Annotated in this window: 22 protein-coding genes; 11 read left to right on the top strand and 11 right to left on the bottom strand. The window is 56.4% G+C overall.

Annotated features, from left to right (window positions below; genetic code table 11):
• The 5 genes from potG to nfsA form a co-directional block, all read right to left on the bottom strand.
• Complete coding sequence (gene potG / locus DBR02_RS17900; protein ID WP_006809449.1) at window positions 1-1,134, bottom strand: putrescine ABC transporter ATP-binding subunit PotG; 1,134 nt, start codon at window positions 1,132-1,134, stop codon at window positions 1-3.
• A 143-nt stretch (window positions 1,135-1,277) separates the two neighbouring features.
• Window positions 1,278-2,390 (bottom strand): spermidine/putrescine ABC transporter substrate-binding protein PotF, encoded by a 1,113-nt coding sequence (gene potF, locus DBR02_RS17895; protein ID WP_107535013.1) that lies wholly within the window; start codon window positions 2,388-2,390, stop codon window positions 1,278-1,280.
• A 351-nt stretch (window positions 2,391-2,741) separates the two neighbouring features.
• The gene (locus tag DBR02_RS17885; protein ID WP_003858385.1) at window positions 2,742-3,218 is read right to left on the bottom strand and encodes a YbjN domain-containing protein; all 477 of its coding nucleotides are present in this window, start codon (window positions 3,216-3,218) and stop codon (window positions 2,742-2,744) included.
• Window positions 3,219-3,281: 63 nt separating this feature from the next.
• Window positions 3,282-4,184 carry a 30S ribosomal protein S6--L-glutamate ligase gene (rimK, locus tag DBR02_RS17880; protein ID WP_107535011.1) on the bottom strand — a complete coding sequence of 301 codons (903 nt, stop codon included), beginning with the start codon at window positions 4,182-4,184 and terminating at the stop codon, window positions 3,282-3,284.
• Between the two features lie 64 nt (window positions 4,185-4,248).
• Window positions 4,249-4,971 carry a nitroreductase NfsA gene (nfsA, locus tag DBR02_RS17875; protein ID WP_107535010.1) on the bottom strand — a complete coding sequence of 241 codons (723 nt, stop codon included), beginning with the start codon at window positions 4,969-4,971 and terminating at the stop codon, window positions 4,249-4,251.
• 185 nt (window positions 4,972-5,156) lie between these two features.
• On the opposite strand from nfsA, the gene DBR02_RS17870 reads away from it, so the two are divergent.
• Window positions 5,157-5,426: a GrxA family glutaredoxin gene (locus tag DBR02_RS17870; RefSeq protein ID WP_014169305.1), complete on the top strand. Its 270-nt coding sequence runs from the start codon at window positions 5,157-5,159 to the stop codon at window positions 5,424-5,426.
• A 35-nt stretch (window positions 5,427-5,461) separates the two neighbouring features.
• Here DBR02_RS17870 and DBR02_RS17865 read toward each other — a convergent pair whose 3' ends face one another.
• Entirely contained in the window at window positions 5,462-5,836 is a 375-nt protein-coding gene (locus DBR02_RS17865; RefSeq protein ID WP_063449233.1) for an inner membrane protein YbjM, read from the bottom strand.
• A gap of 274 nt (window positions 5,837-6,110) precedes the next feature.
• On the opposite strand from DBR02_RS17865, the gene DBR02_RS17860 reads away from it, so the two are divergent.
• The 4 genes from DBR02_RS17860 to arsC all read left to right on the top strand — a co-directional run bounded on the left by DBR02_RS17860 (window position 6,111) and on the right by arsC (window position 10,850).
• On the top strand, window positions 6,111-7,796 hold the full coding sequence (locus DBR02_RS17860; protein WP_063866223.1) for an aspartate:alanine antiporter: 1,686 nt from the start codon (window positions 6,111-6,113) through the stop codon (window positions 7,794-7,796).
• A gap of 959 nt (window positions 7,797-8,755) precedes the next feature.
• Window positions 8,756-9,076 carry a metalloregulator ArsR/SmtB family transcription factor gene (locus tag DBR02_RS17850; RefSeq protein ID WP_107535009.1) on the top strand — a complete coding sequence of 107 codons (321 nt, stop codon included), beginning with the start codon at window positions 8,756-8,758 and terminating at the stop codon, window positions 9,074-9,076.
• Window positions 9,077-9,116: 40 nt separating this feature from the next.
• Entirely contained in the window at window positions 9,117-10,406 is a 1,290-nt protein-coding gene (locus DBR02_RS17845) for an arsenic transporter (protein ID WP_107535008.1), read from the top strand.
• A 12-nt stretch (window positions 10,407-10,418) separates the two neighbouring features.
• Window positions 10,419-10,850, top strand: a complete 432-nt coding sequence (gene arsC, locus DBR02_RS17840; RefSeq protein WP_063866218.1) for a glutaredoxin-dependent arsenate reductase — start codon at window positions 10,419-10,421, stop codon at window positions 10,848-10,850.
• Window positions 10,851-10,869: 19 nt separating this feature from the next.
• On the opposite strand, the gene DBR02_RS17835 is transcribed toward arsC, so the two are convergent.
• Window positions 10,870-11,427, bottom strand: a complete 558-nt coding sequence (locus DBR02_RS17835; protein ID WP_107535007.1) for a TetR/AcrR family transcriptional regulator — start codon at window positions 11,425-11,427, stop codon at window positions 10,870-10,872.
• Between the two features lie 82 nt (window positions 11,428-11,509).
• Between DBR02_RS17835 and DBR02_RS17830 the strand changes: the two genes are divergently transcribed.
• On the top strand, window positions 11,510-12,724 hold the full coding sequence (locus DBR02_RS17830) for an MFS transporter (RefSeq protein WP_107535006.1): 1,215 nt from the start codon (window positions 11,510-11,512) through the stop codon (window positions 12,722-12,724).
• The gene (locus tag DBR02_RS17825) at window positions 12,714-13,526 is read left to right on the top strand and encodes a Cof-type HAD-IIB family hydrolase (protein WP_107535005.1); all 813 of its coding nucleotides are present in this window, start codon (window positions 12,714-12,716) and stop codon (window positions 13,524-13,526) included. Before DBR02_RS17830 ends, DBR02_RS17825 begins: the two co-directional genes overlap by 11 nt.
• Window positions 13,527-13,646: 120 nt before the next feature.
• Here the strand turns inward: DBR02_RS17825 and DBR02_RS17820 are convergent, their stop codons facing one another.
• Window positions 13,647-14,879 (bottom strand): MFS transporter, encoded by a 1,233-nt coding sequence (locus tag DBR02_RS17820; protein WP_107535004.1) that lies wholly within the window; start codon window positions 14,877-14,879, stop codon window positions 13,647-13,649.
• Window positions 14,880-15,046: 167 nt separating this feature from the next.
• Here DBR02_RS17820 and DBR02_RS17815 point away from each other — a divergent pair, with 167 nt between their 5' ends.
• From DBR02_RS17815 to deoR, 3 genes are all read left to right on the top strand, one after another.
• A complete protein-coding gene (locus tag DBR02_RS17815) occupies window positions 15,047-15,775 on the top strand; it encodes a phosphatase PAP2 family protein (RefSeq protein WP_107535003.1) in 729 nt (242 codons plus the stop codon).
• A 7-nt stretch (window positions 15,776-15,782) separates the two neighbouring features.
• Window positions 15,783-16,391 carry an undecaprenyl-diphosphate phosphatase gene (gene ybjG / locus DBR02_RS17810; RefSeq protein WP_107535002.1) on the top strand — a complete coding sequence of 203 codons (609 nt, stop codon included), beginning with the start codon at window positions 15,783-15,785 and terminating at the stop codon, window positions 16,389-16,391.
• Window positions 16,392-16,458: 67 nt separating this feature from the next.
• On the top strand, window positions 16,459-17,217 hold the full coding sequence (deoR, locus tag DBR02_RS17805) for a DNA-binding transcriptional repressor DeoR (protein WP_063449246.1): 759 nt from the start codon (window positions 16,459-16,461) through the stop codon (window positions 17,215-17,217).
• 86 nt (window positions 17,218-17,303) lie between these two features.
• On the opposite strand, the gene dacC is transcribed toward deoR, so the two are convergent.
• On the bottom strand, window positions 17,304-18,509 hold the full coding sequence (gene dacC / locus DBR02_RS17800) for a serine-type D-Ala-D-Ala carboxypeptidase (RefSeq protein ID WP_063866509.1): 1,206 nt from the start codon (window positions 18,507-18,509) through the stop codon (window positions 17,304-17,306).
• A gap of 243 nt (window positions 18,510-18,752) precedes the next feature.
• On the opposite strand from dacC, the gene DBR02_RS17795 reads away from it, so the two are divergent.
• On the top strand, window positions 18,753-19,379 hold the full coding sequence (locus tag DBR02_RS17795) for a glutathione S-transferase family protein (RefSeq protein WP_107535001.1): 627 nt from the start codon (window positions 18,753-18,755) through the stop codon (window positions 19,377-19,379).
• Here DBR02_RS17795 and DBR02_RS17790 read toward each other — a convergent pair whose 3' ends face one another.
• Entirely contained in the window at window positions 19,380-20,498 is a 1,119-nt protein-coding gene (locus DBR02_RS17790; RefSeq protein ID WP_107535000.1) for a PQQ-dependent sugar dehydrogenase, read from the bottom strand.
• A gap of 106 nt (window positions 20,499-20,604) precedes the next feature.
• Window positions 20,605-20,988, bottom strand: coding sequence for a biofilm formation regulator BssR (gene bssR, locus DBR02_RS17785; protein ID WP_063866207.1), 384 nt, complete (start codon window positions 20,986-20,988; stop codon window positions 20,605-20,607).
• Window positions 20,989-21,174: the final 186 nt, after the last annotated feature.

The following is a 21,174-nucleotide window of genomic DNA, read 5'->3' as shown; positions in this document are numbered from 1 at the left end:
TTATACCGTCAGTACGACGCAGCTGTCCGCATCCCAGCACAGGCTCACTTCATCGCCCCAGGTTGGCTGTCCCTTGCGATACCGGTGCTCGTTCTGTAGCTGGGCGCTGAGCATCTGCCCGCTTTTCAGGCGAACGTGATAAATCGACAGGTCGCCGAGATAGGCAATGTGCACCACTTCGCCCACGGCAAAGTTATAGCCATCGGCGGGCGGCTCATCGCAAAGCATGATTTTTTCCGGGCGCAGGGCCACGTAGACCGGCACGTTGTCCACCACGGAGTTGTCAGAGTCAACCTTCAGCGGGTGCACCAGCCCCGGCGATTCAATCACCAGACCGTCTTCCTGACGCTCCTTCAGCAGCCCTTCGAAGACGTTCACCGAGCCGATAAACTCCGCGCTGTAGCGGGTGGTCGGATGCTCGTAGATCTCTTCCGGCTCGCCAATCTGCACGAACTTACCGCGATTCATGATCGCAATGCGCCCGGCCATGGTCATCGCCTCTTCCTGGTCGTGGGTCACCATCACGCAGGTCACGCCCACGCGCTCGAGGATATCCACCACTTCCAGCTGCATCCGGTCGCGCAGCTTTTTATCCAGGGCGCCCATCGGCTCGTCGAGCAGCAGCAGCTTCGGACGCTTCGCCAGGCTTCTTGCCAGCGCCACGCGCTGACGCTGGCCGCCGGAAAGCTGGTGCGGCTTGCGCTTCGCGAACTCCTGCATGTGCACCAGGCTCAGCATCTCCGCCACGCGCGCGGTGATTTCGGCTTTCGGCAGCTTGTCCTGCTTCAGGCCGAAGGCGATATTCTGCTCGACGGTCATGTGCGGGAATAGCGCGTAGGACTGAAACATCATGTTTATGGGCCGCTGGTACGGCGGCACGCTGGAGAGATCAACGCCGTCCAGCACTATCTGCCCGGCGGTCGGCTGTTCAAACCCGGCGAGCATGCGCAGCAGCGTGGACTTACCGCAGCCCGATGCGCCGAGCAGGGCGAATATTTCGCCTTTGTAGATCGTCAGGCTGACGTCGTCCACGGCATGCTGGCCGTCGAAGGATTTGGTGAGGTTACGAATTTCAAGAAGCGGGGTCAGCGCTTTACGGACTTTCGCCTGCGGGCGGGGGATCGCGTCATTCACGGGGTGCTCTCCGGCATAGATCAACACTGGTGCAAACGCACCGTCAGGGTGCGCATCGCCGGGCGGCGCTAACGCTTGCCCGGCCTACGGGTTGTGTCGGCCCGGTAAGCGTTAGCGCCACCGGACAACGATATCAAACGCCGTTACTTACCGCTTTTCACCTTCGTCCACGCGCGGGTGCGCACGCGGTCGATCTTAGGCTCCTGCACCTTCAGGGTGAACAGCTTGGCAAAGACGTCCGCTGGCGGATAGATCGCCGGGTTATTGCGGATCGCCTCGCTGACCATCGGCACGGAGGCCTTGTTACCGTTAGCGTAGTAAACATGGTCGCTAATGTGGGCAATCACTTCCGGACGCATCAGGTAGTTGAGGAACTGATACGCTTCCTCTTTGTTTTTCGCATCAGCCGGCATGGCGAAGACGTCGAAGAACGCCAGCGCGCCATCTTTCGGAATGAAGTAGGAAACATTCACGCCGTTTTTCGCCTCTTTCGCACGGTTCGCCGCCTGCCAGACGTCACCCGCCCAGCCGATCGCCACGCAGATATCGCCGTTCGCCAGGTCGTTGATGTACTGAGAGGAGTGGAAGTAGCGAATATTCGGACGCAGCTTCAGCAGCAGGTCGGTTGCCGGACCGGTGTAGTCGTCGGCCTTGCTGCTGTTGGGATCTTTGCCAAGGTAGTTAAGCACGGTGGCAAAAATTTCTTCCGGCGCATCGAGGAAAGAGACGCCGCAGCTTTTGAGTTTTTCAAGGTTTTCCGGCTTCAGCACCACGTCCCAGCTGTCCAGCTTGACGTCCGGGCCCAGCGCGGCTTTGACCTTATCCACGTTAAAGCCGATGCCGGTGGTCGCCCACAGGTATGGCATCGCGTATTTATTCTCCGGATCGTGCTTAGCCACCAGCTTCAGCACCTCCGGGTCGAGGTTTTTCCAGTTGGGTAATTTGCTCTTATCCAGCGGCTGGAAAACGCCGGCGGTCAGCTGACGCTCAAGGAAACTTGCCGACGGCACAACCAGGTCAAAGCCGGTGCTGCCCGCCATCAGTTTGCCTTCCAGCACTTCGTTGGAATCGAATACGTCGTAGACCACTTTAATGCCGGTCTCTTTTTCAAAATTGGCGACGGTGTCCGGCGCAATATAGTCAGACCAGTTATAGACGTGTAGCGTTTTTTGTTCCGCAGCGAGCGTACCGGCAGAGACGGCCATCAGAGCACCCGCAACCAGACCCGATAACCATTTTTTATTCAAGGCGATCATATTGTTATTCCTTCTGAAAGCTCGTTAACAAACGAACCAAAACTGTGCAGCCTGAAGATATGCAATAATCATGCATAGTTTGTCGCTCTGCCCGAAATAAATATAACCCCCTTTTTCCGGCAGGATCCGCTCGCTTTTTTAAGCATCGCAAGAATAACTGTAGCCCGTGTCTCCGGCTATAGCCCAGACGAAAAAACGCCTTTTATCAATTTTTTATGCAGATTATGTCTATGTGATAAGCCGAAACGGCCTGAGAGGAGGTGAAAAATTCTTTAAAGAAAGGTTAAAAGCAGCAGAAAAAACGGTGTTATGCAGCCGCTCTGGCAGCGACTGCGCAAAAGTCAGACAGCCTTAGTGGAGAAAATTGGGAGATGCATCATTATTCTCAGCATCATCTTCCGCGCTGTACAGCAGGTGGTGTGCGTTGGCTTCCATCATTACCATGGAAATCTGCTCTTCGCTCAGGCGCATAAACCAGGCGAACTGCTTGAAGGAGAGCCCGGCGCCGGAGAATAAAGACTGGCAAACCACCAGCTTCGGCAGGTTATCATCCTGTATGTCGAGAAACGCTTTGACCGTCAGAGAGCTGGCGTTAATTGCAGACAGATCGGACGCCAGCGCCAGCAGCGCAGAAGGCTTCACTTCGGCCAGCGCCGAGAAAAGAATGACGTCGTTAATCAGATCGATTTTGGCATCAAAAATGCCGTCGAAATTTTGCATGTGAGGCAGATGCAGCGCCTGGCAGGAGTCGCATTCGAAGAAAGTAATACCGGCATCATCGAGCCATTGACGTAACGTATCCAGTGTAGGTACGACCTGTAAATCCATCGCTGTGCAGCCTCTTAAATAAAAACGTTGTCCAGATTACGCAAAAAGTGCGCGCCGATCCATTTAACCGCCCGTTTTCAGGCAAAATCCCGGCGTTGCGTGACGTTCAATCCACGCGATCATTTTACCTGCAATATCGACGCCCGTGGTTTTTTCCACCCCTTCCAGTCCCGGCGAGGCGTTGACCTCCATCACCAGCGGCCCGCGCTCGGCGCGCAGCAGATCGACCCCCGCAACGTCCAGGCCTAACGTCTGTGCGGCTTTCACCGCGATCGCACGCTCGCGCTCGCTGATAATGGCCACCCGCGCAATGCCGCCGCGGTGCAGGTTCGAGCGGAAGTCGCCTTCTTTCGCCTGCCGCTCAATGGCAGCCACCACTTCAGCGCCCACCACAAAGCAGCGGATATCGCACCCTTTGGCCTCTTTAATATATTCCTGCACCAGAATATGGGCATTCAGACCGCGAAACGCGTCGATCACGCTTTCAGCCGCCTGACGCGTCTCCGCCAGTACTACCCCGATTCCCTGCGTGCCTTCCACCAGCTTTATGACCAGCGGCGCACCGCCCACCATGTCGATCAAATCGCTGGTGTCGTCCGGGGAGTGGGCAATCCCAGTGACGGGCAGATCGATCCCCTGGCGCGCCAGCAGCTGTAGCGAGCGCAGTTTATCGCGGGCGCGGGAAATCGCCACGGACTCGTTGAGCGGATAGCTTCCCAGCATTTCAAACTGGCGCAGCGCAGCCGTGCCGTAATAGGTGATCTGGGAGCCAATGCGGGGGATCACCGCATCGAAGTGCGGCAGCTTGCGGCCCTTGTAGTGAATCGACGACGCCGCGGGGTCGATGTTCATATAGCAGGACATCGGATCGAGGATCTCAATCTGATGCCCGCGCTTCGCCGCCGCTTCTCGCAGACGTTTACATGAATAGAGCGTTCCATCCCGGGACAATATGGCAATCTTCACCCTGCACCTCTCTAAAGACATGGTAAAAGCCTGCCTATCATACACGAGGCGCGGGAGGAATGGACTACCGCGTTGCCCAGCCCTGCTTGTGCAGGTAATCAAGAATGAACGGGCGGCTCTCCTTGATAATGGTGCGACGAATATGGTCGCTCCAGGTGTCGCGACGGTTGTTGCTGTCGCGCGTCAGGTAGTAGTTCGCCAGCTCTTCGTCGTATTGATTCAGAACGTCCTGGTCGACCGGCCGGTAGTGGTTTTCATGCACCAGCATCGCGGCAGGAATACGCGGCTTCAGATCCGGGTTGTCCGCCGGCCAGCCGAGGCACAGGCCAAACAGCGGCAGCACGTGTTTCGGCAGCTTCAGCAGCTCGGTCACGCTTTCGATGTTGTTGCGCAGCCCGCCGATATACACCCCGCCAAGCCCCAGCGATTCCGCCGCCGTGAAGGCGTTTTGCGCCATCAGCGCCGTATCGACCACGCCCAGCAGCAGCTGTTCCGCCAGCCCCAGCTCCGCCTCAGGGCAGATTTGCAGGTGACGGTTAAAATCGGCGCAGAACACCCAGAACTCGGCCGCCTGGGCAACGTGCTTTTGTCCGCCCGTGAGCGTCACCAGCTGTTCACGCATCGCCGGATCGGTGATGCGGATAATCGAGCTGCACTGCAAAAAGCTGGAGCTGGAGGTACCGCGCGCGCTGTCGATGATCGCTTCCCGCTGTGCCTGAGTAATTGGCTCATCGGTAAAATGGCGAATGGAACGGTGGGAACGAAGCAGGTCAATGGTTGGCGTCATTTTGTCTCTCTTTGTATTGCGTAAAACGTATGGCAGCCAGTATAGGCAATGATCCCCATGATGTAATTGGCGAAACATAGCCTGACTGTATCAAAGTGACAGGTGAAACCTTCTTTCCATGACCACAGGTTATCGTGCACTATAGGCATTATTCGCCGTCAGGCTTGTTTTTTGAGGAGAGAGAAATGTTTGCAGTAATTTTTGGTCGTCCAGGATGCCCTTACTGTGTGCGCGCGAAAGAGCTGGCTGAGAAACTGACTGAAGAACGTGATGATTTTAACTTCCGCTACGTGGATATCCACGCGGAAGGCATCAGCAAAGCCGATCTGGAAAAAACCGTGGGTAAACCGGTTGAAACCGTGCCGCAGATCTTCCTCGACCAGAAACACATCGGCGGCTGCACCGATTTTGAAGCCTACGCCAAAGAGCACCTTGGCCTGTTTGCCGCTCAGTAAGGCAATCCGAAGACGCCCTCACCCTGAGGGCGTTTTTATTTACGGTGCTTCCGCTGTTGCAGCAGGCTGCGCGTAAATAAGAAACACAGCGCGCCCAGCGCACACCAGAAAACGCCGCTCAACAACCACGCCACTTCCTGCCAGACGCTTCTCGACGAGAGAAACAGCACGCGCATCAGAAGCAAGCAGATGGGCGCCGCAAGGATTGCCCCCAGAAGCGGCATCACCACCTCGCCTTTGCGCGAGAGAAAACTGGCCACGGCCCCCGGCAGAATGAAAAACAGCAGGCCCAGCTCCGGATGACCGGACGCTCTGAAGGCGCCCTTCACGTTAAATGCAAGCGACATGCAAACTACCGTAAACAGCAAAAAACAGCTGATTACGCCAGCCCAGTTTCGTTTAAAGTTCAAACTATCCTCCTGACTTATCTCTATCAAATACAAAAATCGTCCGGTGGACGCCCAGTCAGATAAAGCATTGCGGCAATCCTTGCCAAAACACGCACGGAAGTCGTGCGATAATAGGTGGCTGTCGGTAGCTATTACGATTAAACTAACCGCCTGCTAGTGTTTAGGGTATTTATCAGGAAGCAGGGAGGTTCTCAGTGATTCCCTGACTCTGAAAACAGTAGCCCAAATAGTCCTTTCATTCAACAACTTACTGGTAAACAAGAAGTTAGCCTCCGTGAATATAAACGTCGCAGACTTGTTAAATGGGAATTACATCCTGTTATTATTTGTGGTACTGGCACTGGGCCTTTGTCTGGGTAAATTGCGCCTGGGTTCAGTTCAACTTGGTAATTCCATTGGCGTTTTAGTCGTCTCGCTGTTATTAGGTCAGCAACATTTCAGTATTAACACGGACGCGCTTAACTTAGGTTTCATGCTGTTTATTTTTTGCGTAGGCGTGGAAGCCGGCCCGAACTTTTTTTCGATTTTCTTCCGTGATGGCAAAAATTATCTGATGCTGGCGCTGGTGATGGTCGGCAGCGCGCTGCTGATTGCGTTAGGGCTGGGCAAACTGTTTGGCTGGGACATCGGCTTAACGGCCGGTATGCTGGCCGGCTCGATGACCTCCACGCCGGTGCTTGTGGGTGCCGGGGACACGCTTCGTCATTCTGGCATGGCAGGCACGCCGCTTTCCGTCGCGCTGGACAACCTGAGCCTGGGCTATGCCCTGACCTATCTGATTGGTCTGGTAAGCCTGATTGTTGGCGCGCGCTATCTGCCGAAACTTCAGCATCAGGATCTCCAGACCAGCGCCCAGACCATTGCCCGCGAGCGCGGCCTGGACACGGACTCCAAACGTAAGGTTTACCTGCCGGTGATCCGCGCGTACCGGGTCGGCCCGGAGCTGGTTGCCTGGACTGACGGGAAAAACCTGCGCGAACTTGGGATCTACCGTCAGACCGGCTGCTACATCGAACGAATTCGTCGTAACGGTATTCTGGCTAACCCGGACGGTGACGCGGTGCTCCAGATGGGCGATGACATCGCCCTTGTCGGGTACCCGGACGCCCACGCGCGTCTCGATCCCAGCTTCCGCAACGGGAAAGAGGTGTTCGACCGCGACCTGCTGGACATGCGTATCGTCACCGAAGAGATTGTGGTGAAAAACCACAACGCCGTGGGCCGCCGTCTGGCACAGCTGAAGCTGACCGACCACGGCTGTTTCCTCAACCGCGTGATCCGCAGCCAGATTGAAATGCCTATCGACGATAACATTGTGCTCAACAAAGGCGACGTGTTGCAGGTCAGCGGCGATGCCCGACGTGTCAAAACCGTTGCCGATCGTATCGGCTTTATCTCCATTCACAGCCAGGTGACGGACCTGTTAGCGTTCTGCGCCTTCTTCATTGTCGGTCTGATGATTGGGATGATCACCTTCCAGTTCAGCAACTTTAGCTTCGGCATCGGTAACGCTGCCGGCCTGCTGTTCGCCGGGATCATGCTGGGCTTCCTGCGAGCGAACCATCCAACCTTCGGCTATATCCCTCAGGGGGCGCTGAACATGGTGAAAGAGTTCGGCCTGATGGTCTTTATGGCGGGTGTCGGCTTAAGCGCCGGGAGCGGCATTGGCAACGGACTGGGCGCTGTCGGCTGGCAAATGTTGCTTTCCGGACTTGTCGTCAGCCTGGTGCCGGTGGTGATCTGCTTCCTGTTCGGTGCCTACGTGCTGCGCATGAACCGCGCCCTGCTCTTCGGCGCGATGATGGGCGCGCGTACCTGCGCACCGGCGATGGAAATCATCAGCGACACCGCGCGCAGCAATATCCCGGCGCTGGGCTATGCAGGCACGTACGCGATCGCAAACGTGCTGCTGACGCTGGCAGGTACGCTGATCGTCATTATCTGGCCTGGACTCGGATAAGTCTCAAGTTTGCGCGTGGCTGAAAAAATTTTCGTTACGTGCAGAACTTTTTACACAGGTCACAGTCATAACTATTGCCACTGCTTTTCTTTGATGTCCCCAATTTGTGGAGCCCATCAACCCCGCCGTTTTGGTTCAAGGTTGATGGGTTTTTTGTTGCCTGAGATTCATCCCCTTCCCAATCAGTTGCTTATAACCCTACCTTTATGCCCATGGCGACAGCGTGGCGGCATCGCTGATCGTCTCATGCGGTTAAAATTTGCCTGGTCAATACCTTAAAAGAACACCAATTGAGCGGAAACATGATCGGGTTTGACCTTCCATACAGGCAGCGGGCATAAGCTGTAACGAATAAACCACCTGATGGCAGGAAAAGGAATGGTGTCTTCATTTGGGGACATAGCCAGAAGGCTACATAACGCTCGCTCACCACTCCAATTATGAATAGCTCTTCTGATACCGGAGCTTATTCAGGACCCATGTATGCGTTCACAAATCGCTCGTAATTGTATAGAGGTTATTGATGGTGGATATCGCTATCCTTGCCTGTAAATGGGGCTCAAGACTGCTTAAGGCCGTCTGGTTTGGGTTAATTAGCTTTATGGTAGCGTACATGCTGGGTCCTCCAACAGCTTATATTAATCATGATGTTGCAGCTGCTATTTGCGACTTCATCTATGGTGAAGTTAATGCGGAGACAATGTACGAAACATATATAAATACGGATGTTTTAATTCTGGTTACATCTGCAACGACCCTCTGTCTCATAACAATGAAAATATTCAACAAAACCAGGAATAAATAATCTTCTAACCCCGCCCTGTCAGTCACTTAAAGGCGGTGGCTCAACGTAACTTCACTTCTTTAAGGGCATTTATTTGCCCTTATCCCCCTTCCCTCGCCCGCCATATACATATATGATTTAATGCATATGAATTAAATGTCCTCAGGATGACCAAATGCTTCACCCCCTTCAGCTTTTCAAAACCCTCTCCGACGAAACGCGGCTCGCCATCGTCATGCTGCTGCGTGAAGCGGGGGAACTGTGCGTCTGCGATCTCTGCGCCGCCACCAACGAGCCGCAGCCGAAAGTCTCCCGCCATATGGCACTGCTCCGCGAGGCCGGACTGGTCGTCGACCGACGTGAAGGGAAATGGGTCCATTACCGTTTATCTCCGAACATGCCCGCGTGGGCAGCGTCCGTTATCGATAACAGCTGGAACTGCCTGCGTGAAGACACCCGCCTGAAGCTGAAAGGTAAAGTTCCGGGTTCATGCTAAGCAAAACATATTCACAAAATCAGATATAATGGAGTAAACAATGTTTCTGGCAGGAGCGATTTTTTTATTCACGCTGGTGCTGGTCATCTGGCAACCCAGAGGGCTCAGCATCGGCTGGAGCGCGACCATTGGCGCCGCGCTGGCGCTGGCGAGCGGCGTTATTCATATTAACGATATTCCGGTGGTCTGGAATATCGTCTGGAACGCCACGGCCACGTTTATTGCGGTGATCCTTATCAGCCTGCTGCTGGATGAGTCCGGTTTTTTCGAGTGGGCGGCGCTGCACGTTGCCCGCTGGGGGAACGGTCGGGGGCGGTTGCTGTTTACCTGGATCGTGCTGCTGGGTGCGGCCGTTGCGGCGCTGTTCGCCAATGACGGTGCGGCACTGATCCTCACGCCTATCGTTATCGCCATGCTGCTGGCACTCGGGTTTAGTCAACAAGCCACGCTGGCGTTTGTGATGGCGGCAGGCTTTATCGCCGATACCGCCAGCCTGCCGCTGATTGTCTCCAACCTGGTCAACATTGTGTCGGCAGACTTCTTCTCGCTGGGGTTCAGCGAGTACGCCTCGGTGATGATCCCGGTTGATATCGCCGCGATTGCCGCAACGCTCATCGTGCTGCACCTGTTCTTTCGCAGGGAAATTCCTCCGACGTACGATCTGGCGAAACTCCGGGAGCCTGCACGGGCCATTAACGATCTGCCAACCTTCAGGACAGGCTGGATCGTGCTGCTGCTACTTCTCGTCGGATTCTTTGTGCTTGAGCCTCTCGGCATTCCCGTCAGCGCCATCGCGAGCGTGGGCGCGCTGATTTTGTTTGCCGTCGCAAAACGCGGGCACGCTATTAATACCGGAAAAGTGCTTCGCGGCGCACCGTGGCAGATCGTTATCTTCTCGCTGGGGATGTATCTGGTGGTGTATGGCCTGCGCAACGCCGGGCTGACGGAGCATCTCTCAGACGTTCTGGATCGCTTAGCCGGTTATGGACTCTGGGCCACCACGCTGGGCACCGGATTCATCACCGCCTTCCTGTCATCCATAATGAACAATATGCCAACGGTACTGATTGGCGCGCTCTCAATTGATGGCAGTTCGGCAACAGGTTTGATTAAAGAGGCGATGATTTACGCGAACGTGATTGGCTGCGATCTGGGGCCGAAAATCACCCCCATCGGTAGCCTGGCCACCCTGCTCTGGCTGCATGTACTGGCACAGAAAAACATGATCGTTTCCTGGGGCTACTATTTCCGGACGGGCTTGATAATGACGCTGCCGGTCCTGTTTGTAACGCTTGCCGCGCTGGCGTTACGTCTCTCCGTTACACTGTAGTGAGTACCTGATATGAGCAACATTACCATTTACCACAACCCCGCCTGCGGCACGTCGCGCAATACGCTGGAGATGATCCGCAACAGCGGCACCGAACCCGAGATTATTTTGTATCTGGAGACGCCGCCGTCTCGCGACGAACTGGTGAAGCTGCTGGCTGAGATGGGCATTTCACCCCGCGATCTGCTGCGAAAAAACGTGGAGCCTTACGAAAACCTTGGCCTGGCGGAAGACAGGTTTAGCGACAGCCAGCTCGTTGACTACATGCTGCACTATCCGATTCTGATCAATCGCCCGATTGTCGTTACTCCGCTGGGGACGAGGCTGTGTCGTCCGTCGGAGCGCGTACTGGATATTCTGCCCGACGCACAAAAAGGGGCGTTCACCAAAGAGGATGGCGAAGCGGTTGTAGACGCTTCCGGCAAAAAAATTCAGGGTCGATAACGTCGCGGTTGCCCTGCCGTTAATCGCAGGGCACCTGCTCCCGGGCGATGCGTCCCACCATCGCCCGGATCTCCTCCCGGGTTAGCGGCGCGCGGTCGGTCACGAAGTGCAGCGTCATCCCTTCGATAAACGCATCCAGCGCGCGGGCGGTCGCCGGATCGAACCACTGTTCAAGCGTGGTCTGGCTCATCTTCATCCAGTCCTGCATTACCGTTTTCAACGCGGCGCTGCGGTGCATAAAGGCGTACAGCTGATACATCAGCGCCATATTGTGTGGCGTGGTCACGGCTGAGCTGTGGATCAGCGTGGTAATGGCCTCGCATGCCCTCTCCCGCCCGGTAACGCCCGCGAAGAAATCCCGGTACTGCCGGGACATCTGCTGCGTAAACCACGTGAATGCCTCTTCCAGCAGCGACTCCATCCCGTCGAAATAGTAGGTCATCGACCCCAGCGGTACGCCTGCGCAGGTGGCAATCTTGCGGTGCGTGACGGCATGAATACCGTGCTCTGCAATAGTGTCCAGCGTCGCCTGAAGTATCTTCTCCCGACGGTTAGGGTCGTTCGGTGGTCTGCTCATAAATTCCTCATCCGGTTTGTGTACAAATGTACACAAAGTTGCTAGTGTTGTCGCTATTGTTGTTCTTCTGGTGCTGATCCCAATGACGTTATCTTCTCCCCGCAAAGCCCTGCATCTGCGCATGTGGGCGCTGTTTATGTTCTTCTTCATACCCGGGCTGCTGATGGCCTCCTGGGCGACGCGCACCCCGGCCATCCGCGATACGCTATCCGTCTCGACGGCAGAGATGGGGATTGTGCTGTTTGGCCTGTCGATTGGCTCGATGAGCGGCATCCTGTGCTCGGCCTGGCTGGTGAAGCGCTTTGGCACCCGTACGGTGATCCGCACGACCATGTGCTTCGCCGTGGTCGGAATGGTCGCGCTGAGCGTGGCGCTGTGGTTTGCCTCGCCCCTGATGTTCGCCCTCGGGCTGATGGTGTTCGGCGGGAGCTTTGGTGCGGCAGAAGTCGCCATTAATGTTGAAGGCGCCGCCGTCGAGAAGGAGATGAACAAAACGGTGCTGCCGATGATGCATGGCTTTTATAGCCTCGGCACGCTGGCGGGCGCGGGCGTGGGGATGGCGCTGACGGCGCTGGGCATTGCGGCTAACATGCATATTTTGCTGGCGGCGCTGGTCTGCATTATCCCTATCCTCACCGGCATCAGGGCTATTCCCGCCGGTACGGGACAAAACGCCTCGGATGAACAGAAGTCTGCGGCAAAAGGGTTGCCCTTCTACCGTGACTTCCAGCTAATGCTGATTGGCGTGGTCGTGCTGGCGATGGCGTTTGCTGAAGGTTCCGCCAACGACTGGCTGCCGCTGCTGATGGTGGACGGACACGGCTTTAGCCCCACCTCCGGCTCGCTGATCTACGCCGGGTTTACGCTCGGCATGACCGTCGGGCGCTTCACCGGCGGCTGGTTTATCGACCGCTACAGCCGCGTGGCGGTGGTGCGTACCAGCGCTCTGCTGGGCGGGCTGGGCATCGCGATGATCATCTTTGTGGATGTTGACTGGATTGCCGGCGTGTCGGTGATCCTGTGGGGACTTGGCGCCTCCCTTGGCTTCCCGCTGACCATTTCTGCTGCCAGCGATACCGGCCCGGATGCGCCGACGCGCGTGAGCGTGGTGGCAACCACCGGCTACCTCGCCTTCCTGGTGGGGCCGCCGCTGCTTGGGTTCCTCGGTGAGCACTACGGATTACGCAGCGCGATGCTGGTGGTATTAGGGTTAGTTATTATTGCCGCACTGGTGGCGCGTGCGGTGGCAAAACCGGAAGCAGAAACAACGTCAATGGAGAAGGGATATGAGCGTTAAACTGATTGCAGTCGACATGGATGGCTCCTTCCTGAGCGATGCGAAAACCTATAATCGTGCGCGTTTTCTGGCGCAGTACGCGCGAATGAAAGAGCAAGGCATCCGTTTTGTGGTTGCCAGCGGAAACCAGTACTACCAACTGATCTCGTTTTTCCCGGAGATCGCCCATGAAATCGCGTTCGTGGCCGAAAACGGCGGCTGGGTGGTGGATGCCGGCGAAGACGTGTTTAACGGCGAACTGTCGAAAGCGCACTTCCTGACCGTCGCCACCCTGCTGAATGAGGTGCCCGGCATTGAAATTATCGCCTGCGGTAAAAACAGCGCCTACACGCTGCAAACCTATGACGACCTCTTCAAAGCGGTCGCCGCAAAGTACTATCACCGCCTTGAAAGCGTCAGCAGCTTTGACCATCTCAACGATATTTTCTTCAAGTTCGGGCTTAACGTCTCTGACGAAGAGATCCCGCGTATTCAGGCGCTGCTGCACGAAAAGCTCGGCGACATCATGGTGCCGGTGACCACCGGACACGGCAGTATCGACCTGATCATCCCCGGCGTGCATAAAGCTAACGGCCTGCGGATCCTTCAGGCGCGCTGGGGCATTGAAGACAGCGAAGTGGTGGCCTTTGGCGACAGCGGTAACGACGTGGAGATGTTGCGCCAGGCAGGGTATGGCTTCGCGATGGCCAATGCCAAACCGCACATTAAGGCGGTGGCCCGCTATGAAGCGCCGAACAATAATAACGAAGGCGTACTAAACGTGATTGATAAGGTGCTGGATGGGAAGGCGCCGTTTAATTGATTCCGTGCGCTCCACAGGGAGAGGGAGAACACCCAGCCCGTAGGCCCGGTCAGCGCAGCGCCACCGGGCAAAATTTACTGCGGCCTGATGCCCTCCCCCCGCAGAGAGAGGGAATAAGGATTACGGTTGCAGTGCGCTTCCGACGCGTTTGTCCTTCAGGAACACCACCATCAGCCCTACCCACAGCACGCCGTTGGCGAGGTTAAACAGGCTGAACAGTCCGTTGCCGCCAAACGCGTAAGCATGCTTGCTCACCTCAATACCGACGGTAAAAATCAGCATTTGCAGCATCCCCATCGCGGCGGATACCGTGCCTTTACTCATTTCGCTGGCAAACAGCGTGAGGCGCACCAGACCGGCATTCGCCACGCCAATACCAAACGCGTAAACGCTCAGCCCCGCGGTCATCCACAGGTACGCATGCGACGAGGCAACGGTCGCTACCGCCGCAACGATCAGCCCTGCCGCAATCGGCCAGCCGCCCATAATTATCAGTGAACGCACGGTACGGCGCGCCGTCAGACGCGCCAGCACCAGGTTTCCGATAATCAGCGCGCCAAAAATCGGCACCTGTAACAGGCCATACTCATAGCTGCTAAGCTGCTCGCCGCTGATGATAATGACCGGCGACTGGGCGATCCACGCCAGCAGCGGCAGGCTGACAAACCCCGTCGCCAGCGCGCCCGCGACAAAACGACCGTTTTTCAGCACCGCGTTATAATCACGGCCCAGCTCTTTAAGCGAGAGCTTTTCTCCCAGACGCGTCGCGGTCTCCGGCATCGCGCGGTGCAGGCCAAAGAAAGAGATAGCCGCAAGCAGGGCAAAGAGGACGAACATCCCTTCCCACGGCGCAACGTGCACCCATGCGGCACCCACCAGCGGCCCCAGCAGCGGTGCAATCAGCGCCACGTTCGCCATCAGCGCGGTGATCTTGATACACACCGCCTCCTCAAACGACTCCTGAATGGCGGCATAGCCCACGGCGCCGATAAAGCACAGGCTCACGCCCTGAAGGAAGCGCAGCAGCGTAAACTGCTCAATGTTCTGCGCCAGCAGCGTGGCGAGACAGGTGACGATAAACCACACCACCCCCGTCAGCATCACCGGACGGCGGCCAATACGATCCGACAGCGGCCCTAACAGCCACTGTAAAAACATGCCGCCCGCGAGATAGGCGGTCATGGATGTTGGCACCCACTCAATACCTGCGTTGTACTGCTCAACCACGGCCAGCATGCCCGGCTGGATCATATCGTTGCCGATGTAGGTAGAGAATTCGTAAAGCACCAGACACAGAGGAAAAAGTAACGCCTGACGGCCCAGACGATTACCGGAAGAAGAACGGTTTATCATGCAATCTCTTTAGTATGAAAAAATCGCGATGAGTGTAATGAATTGCTGCTGTCTGAGATAGCACAATAACGTGAGAAAACAGAAATAACGCACTTATCGTTGTTGTTTAAGGTTTCCTTAAGTTGCCCTCGTTAAGATAGCGCTATTTCACGTTATTGACCGAAATTATGACACACGCCGTCAGCCCTTCAGAATTATCTACCTTACCGATAAATAAGACAAAACACCTTTACCGGTTGCCCGCCCGCTTTTATGGTTATCAACTTTTCGTGCTGATCGCCCTCGCGGTGCTTTTTACCTGGCTTTCTCGCGATGAATCGCTCGACCGATGGCTAACCGGCTTCTGGTATGACGCTGCGACGCACCATTTTCCGCTACAGCAAAATCCGCTGCTGGATCTGCTGAACCATCGACTGGCGAAATATGTGGCCATTGCCCTGGCCGTCATCGCGCTGGTTTATGGGGCTTACAGACGCAATGCCCGGCTGGTGACGGCCGCGCTTCTGATGGGGCTGGGCGCGCTTGTTGTAGGAGCCCTGAAAAGCATGAGCCACCACAGCTGTCCGTGGGATCTGGTGGAGTATGGCGGCAAAGCCGTCTCGTATCCCCTGTTCAGCGCAATTCCGGCCGACAGCGGACCGGGACGCTGCTTTCCCGGCGGCCACGCCTCGAGCGGGTTTATGGTCATGGGGCTGTTTTTTGCCTTCTGGCGTGAACGTCCGCGCCTGGCCTGGACCTTTGTCGCGTTGGGGGCCGCTCTGGGGCTGCTGATGGGCTTCGGGCAGGTCATGCGCGGCGCGCATTTTTTCTCTCACAACCTGTGGGCCGGGTGGTGGGTCTGGTTTTCCCAGGTGCTGGTTTACGGGCTGGTTTCTACCTGGTTTGCTAAAGAGTAACGATACGATGCTAGAGAATCTGAACTACGGACTGTTTTACCTGCTCAACGCCACGCCAGCGTCGCCGGAATGGATGATTGATCTCGCCACCTTCATTGCTAAGGATTTGATCAGCATCGTGCCGGCGCTGGCCGCGATCCTCTGGCTTTGGGGCCCGCGCAAACAAGTCACCGCCCAGCGCCACCTGGTGATTAAAATGGCGATGGCCATCGGCGTCAGCGTGCTGGCAAGCTATGTGCTGGGGCTCGCCTTCCCGCACGATCGTCCATTTGTCGAGCACGTCGGCTATAACTTCCTGCACCACGCGCCGGATGACTCGTTCCCGAGCGATCACGGCACGGTGATCTTCACCTTCGCGCTGGCCTTCCTGTTCTGGCATCGCCTGTGGTCCGGCGTGGTGCTGATGGGGGTCGCCGTCGCCGTCGCCTGGTCCCGCGTCTATCTGGGCGTGCACTGGCCGCTGGACATGGTAGGCGGATTCCTGGTGGGGCTGATGGGCTGCGTCAGCGCAGCCATTATGTGGAGCCTCTTTGGGCCGGCCCTTTACCGGGGATTATCGCAGGCCTATCGCGTTCTGTTTGCCCTCCCGATCCGCAAAGGATGGATACGTGACTAACCCCGGTCCGTCAGGTTACACTTGAGCCCCCGCCCTGCGGGGGCTCACTTTTTTAGCCCGAGGATCTATGGAAACACGTCGCGATGACCGCATTGCTCAGCTGCTTCAGGCGCTGAAGCGCAGCGACAAGCTGCATCTCAAGGAAGCCGCTACCCTGCTTGGCGTGTCTGAAATGACCATTCGTCGCGATCTGAACAGCGACAGCGCCCCCGTTGTGCTGCTTGGCGGGTACATTGTCCTGGAGCCGCGCAGCGCCAGCCATTACCTGTTAAGCGATCAAAAAACGCGTCTGGTGGAAGAGAAGCGCAAAGCCGCGCGGCTCGCCGCCTCGCTGGTGCAGCCGCATCAAACGCTGTTTTTTGACTGCGGTACGACAACCCCGTGGATCATCGAGGCCATCGACAGCAGCGTTCCCTTTACCGCCGTCTGTTATTCCCTGAATACCTTTCTGGCCTTGCAGGAAAAACCGGCGTGCCGGGTGATTTTGTGTGGCGGTGAGTTTCATGCCAGCAATGCCATCTTTAAGCCGCTGAATATTCAGGACACGCTGAGCAATGTATGCCCGGACATCGCCTTCTATTCTGCGGCGGGCGTGAACGTGCAGCAGGGCGCAACCTGCTTTAATCTGGAAGAGTTACCGGTGAAACACTGGGCGCTCAACGCCGCGCAGCAGCATGTGCTGGTGGTTGATCACAGTAAGTTTGGCAAGGTCCGTCCGGCAAGGATGGGAGAACTGTCGCGCTTTGACGCCATCGTCAGCGATTGCCGCCCGGATGAAGAGCTGGTGTCGTATGCAAAGGCGCAGCAGGTGAAGTTGATGTATTGAGGTTGTGCCGGGTGGCGCTGCGCTTACCCGGCCTACGTTCGAGCCGTTGTAGGCCGGGTAAGGCGAAGCCGCCACCCGGCAAAAACTTAGCTAAACCAGCTGCCAAACCAGCCGTGGAATTTCATCAGCACAAAGTCCCACATCCGGCTAAAGAAGCCGCCCTCTTCTACCGCTTCCATTACCACCAGCGGACGCTGCTCAATGGATTTACCGTTAAGCTGGAAATCAATCGTCCCGACCACCTGGCCTTTTTTCAGCGGCGCGGTGAGCTGTGGCTCGGTCAGGGTATAGCTGGCTTTCAGGTTTTTCAGCTGACCGCGTGGAATGGTCACGGAACCGGCTTCACCCGCGCCCAGGTTCACTTCACTTTTATCCCCAAACCAGACGCGCTGGCTCACGAAGGTGGCATCCGGCTTAATCGGCGTGACGGTTTCAAAGAAGCGGAAACCCCAGGTCAGCAGTTTTTCTGATTCGTTAAACCGAATGCGGTCGGTTTTCGTCCCCAGCACCACCGAAATCAGGCGCATGTCGCCCTGGGTTGCGGAAGCCACCAGGTTATAGCCCGCGCCTGCGGTTGTCCCGGTTTTCATGCCGTCCACGTTAACGTTGCTGCTCCACAGCAGACGGTTACGGTTAGGCTGGCGGATATTGTTGAAGGTGAACTCTTTCTCTTTATGGATGGCGTACTCATCCGGCACGTCGTGGATCAGCGCTTTACCCAGCAGCGCCATATCACGCGCGGTGCTGAACTGACCCGGCGCATCCAGGCCGTGAACGGTTTTGAAGGTAGTGTTGGTCAGGCCCAGCTTTTGCGCGTAGCCATTCATCAAACCAATGAAAGAGTCCTGACTGCCCGCCACGTAATCGGCCAGCGCGATGCAGGCGTCATTTCCTGACTGAATGATTATCCCTTTATTCAGATCGGAAACGGAAACCTGATCGCCAGGCTTCAGGAACATAACGGACGAGCCGCGCAGCGCCGGGTTACCGGTCGCCCAGGCATCTTTCCCGACGGTGACCATGTCGTCCAGCTTGATTTTGCCCGCTTTAATCGCCTGACCTACCACATAGCTGGTCATAATTTTCGTCAGGCTCGCCGGGTCAAGTTTTTCGTCGGCGTTACCTTCCGCCAGCACTTTCCCGCTGGCGTAATCCATCAGGATCCAGGCGCGCGCATCGACAGGCGGCGCTTCGGGCGCTGTCTGTTCCGCCGCGTGGAGCGTTGGGGCAAAAAGGAAAAGCAGCGCCGAGCCTGCCGCCAGGCTGCGCAGAGAGGAAGTTTTTTGCGTCATAAATGCCACCCGAGTGTCCATTCTAAAAATCACGTCACAATCACCGTGTCGCAAGAAGCGATGAGTAATAGCGCACTACAGCGTTCAAAGAAACCTGTTCCAGGTAAAGTTTTTAAAGTTTATGCAATAACATTCAGATACGCTTTGATTGCGGCGATTTTTTTAGCATCTGTTGCGTAATTGTTAGGTTTATCTCACCATGGCGAAAAGCTGACTCGGATTCACATCTCATCGGGAGTAAATATGATTACGCTGTGGGGCAGGAACAATTCAACTAACGTGAAAAAAGTGCTGTGGACGCTGGAAGAGCTGGATTTACCGTTTAAGCAGGTGATGGCGGGCCTGGAGTTTGGCGTGAATAAAGACGCGGACTACCTGGCGATGAACCCAAACGGGCTGGTGCCGCTGCTGCGCGATGATGAGACAGACGCCACGTTGTGGGAGTCCAACACCATCGTGCGTTACCTCGCCGCGCAGTACGGCCAGGGTCGGCTGTGGGTAGAAAATCCGGCCCAGCGCGCGCAGGGCGAAAAATGGATGGACTGGGCAAACCAGACGCTTTCCCCAACGCACCGCGTGATCCTGATGGGGCTTATCCGCACGCCGGAAGCCGATCGTGATTATCCCGCCATTCATGCCGCCCAGGACGCCTGCGAATCGCTGTTTGCCATGATGGACGACGAGCTGGCGAAGCATACCTGGTTCTCCGGCGACGCGTTTGGCGTGGGCGATATCGCCGTCGCCCCCTTCGTCTGGAACCTGACCAATATGGGGCTTAGCTGGACCCCGCGCCCGCACCTTGAGCGCTGGATCCAGCAGTTGAGCGAGCGCCCGGCGTATCGCAACGTGGTGATGATCCCGGTGACCTGATTACGTACCGGACGGGCTGACCTTCAACAGCTGCCCGTCCGACTCGTCGGTCAGCACATACAGATAGCCATCCGGCCCGACGCGCACGTCGCGGATACGCTGATTTTTATCGCCAAGAATGCGCCCGTCCTCCGTCACGGTGTTGCCTTCCACGCTCAGCACGATGACGTCTTTCTCCTTCAGCGCGCCAATAAACAGCTTGTTTTTCCATTGCGGGAAGACGTCGCTATTGTAGAACGCCATGCCGCTGACGGCGGGCGACACTTTCCAGACAAACAGCGGCTTTTCGGTGCCTTCAACATGCTCGCCTTTCGCTTCCGGGATTTTCAGGCCGCTATAGTTGATCCCGTGCGTCGCCAAAGGCCAGCCGTAGTTTTTACCTTTCTCAGGGATGTTGATTTCATCCCCGCCGCGAGGACCGTGTTCGTTAAGCCACAGCGTGTCGCTCCACGGGTTCATCGCCATCCCCTGCGGGTTACGAATGCCATAGGACCAGATTTCAGGGCGCGCACCGGCGGTATTCACAAACGGATTATCCGACGGCACTTTCCCGTCTTCGGTCAGGCGCACCACCTTGCCCTGAAGCTTATCCAGATCCTGCGCCGTCGGGCGCTGGTTGTTTTCACCCAGACCAATAAACAGATGGCCTTTGCCGTCAAACACCAGCCGTCCACCAAAGTGGTTGCCGGTGGAGAGCTTCGGCATCTGGCGGAACACCACCTGGAAGCCTTCGATGCGCGACAGGTCATCGCTCAGCCGCCCGTAGCCCACCGCGGTGCCCGCTTTTCCATCATTACCTGCCTCGGCGAAGCTTAGCCAGATCCGCCGTGACTGTTCAAAATCCGGGGCCAGCACCACGTCCAGCAATCCGCCCTGTCCGCTCGCCCAGACCTTCGGCACGCCAACAATCGGATCGGAGAGCCCGTTCCCTGCCTGCCAGTGCTTAAGCTGCCCGTCTTTTAGCGTGACCAGCAGCCCCTTATTGTCGGGCAGAAACGCCAGCGACCAGGGGTGATCCAGTTTTGTCTGTAAAACCTCCACGTTTACCGGCTCGGTGGCGGCAAGCAGCGAAACGGGAAAAAACAATGCAGGCAGGAAAATCAGCGAAGATCGAGGCATAACACGCTCCTTTGTCGGCTTATGGCTTAAAGATTAGCCACTTCGTCCGGGCGCGTTAGCACTTTTACAAAAGCTTAATCAAAAGGGGGAGTTGCCTCCCCCGGGTTCAGTGGCGGGCAAGCGTTTCAGGCTTGTTCAGACACATGATGCAAAGAGAGAGCGTGGTCAGGCAGTTTTCAAGCTTTTCCGCGTTAACGGCAATAAAATTCGGGCAGTCGTGACGTCCGTTCATCAAACAGACCCCGGCGATGGAGAGCACCTCGGCGGCGCGGCGCAGCGCCGCCAGCTCGCTTTCAACGTAATGCGCTTTCAGGACGGGTGCTTTTTCACGCATGAAATTGCAAAGTTCAAAGACGTTATCACGCAGATTTTCGCTTTCGCTGACTGACATATACCCTTTCGCCTTGCGGAGTTGCAGGTAGGCGGCCAGGTCGATTCGGGCGTTGATCAGCTTGTTAAGCAGATCGCGTTTCAGTCTGTCAACGGACATGCTATTTCCTCCTCTGTCAGCCTTGTTACCCTGTTAAGGGTAAGGTTATTTTTTGTACAGTGTAATGCCTGAGATCAATAAACGATAACTAGTTAACATTCTTTACAATGTTACAACGATTGCCCGACGCAACTGCGCCATCAAGAGTGTATAAATCCCCCGCGATACGCTGTAAAATCCCGCCCT

This window comes from Enterobacter cloacae complex sp. (assembly GCF_900322725.1).
GTDB lineage: Bacteria > Pseudomonadota > Gammaproteobacteria > Enterobacterales > Enterobacteriaceae > Enterobacter > Enterobacter quasihormaechei.
Note: the sequence above shows the minus strand (reverse complement) of the source record. Positions and strands in the feature narration are given on the sequence as shown.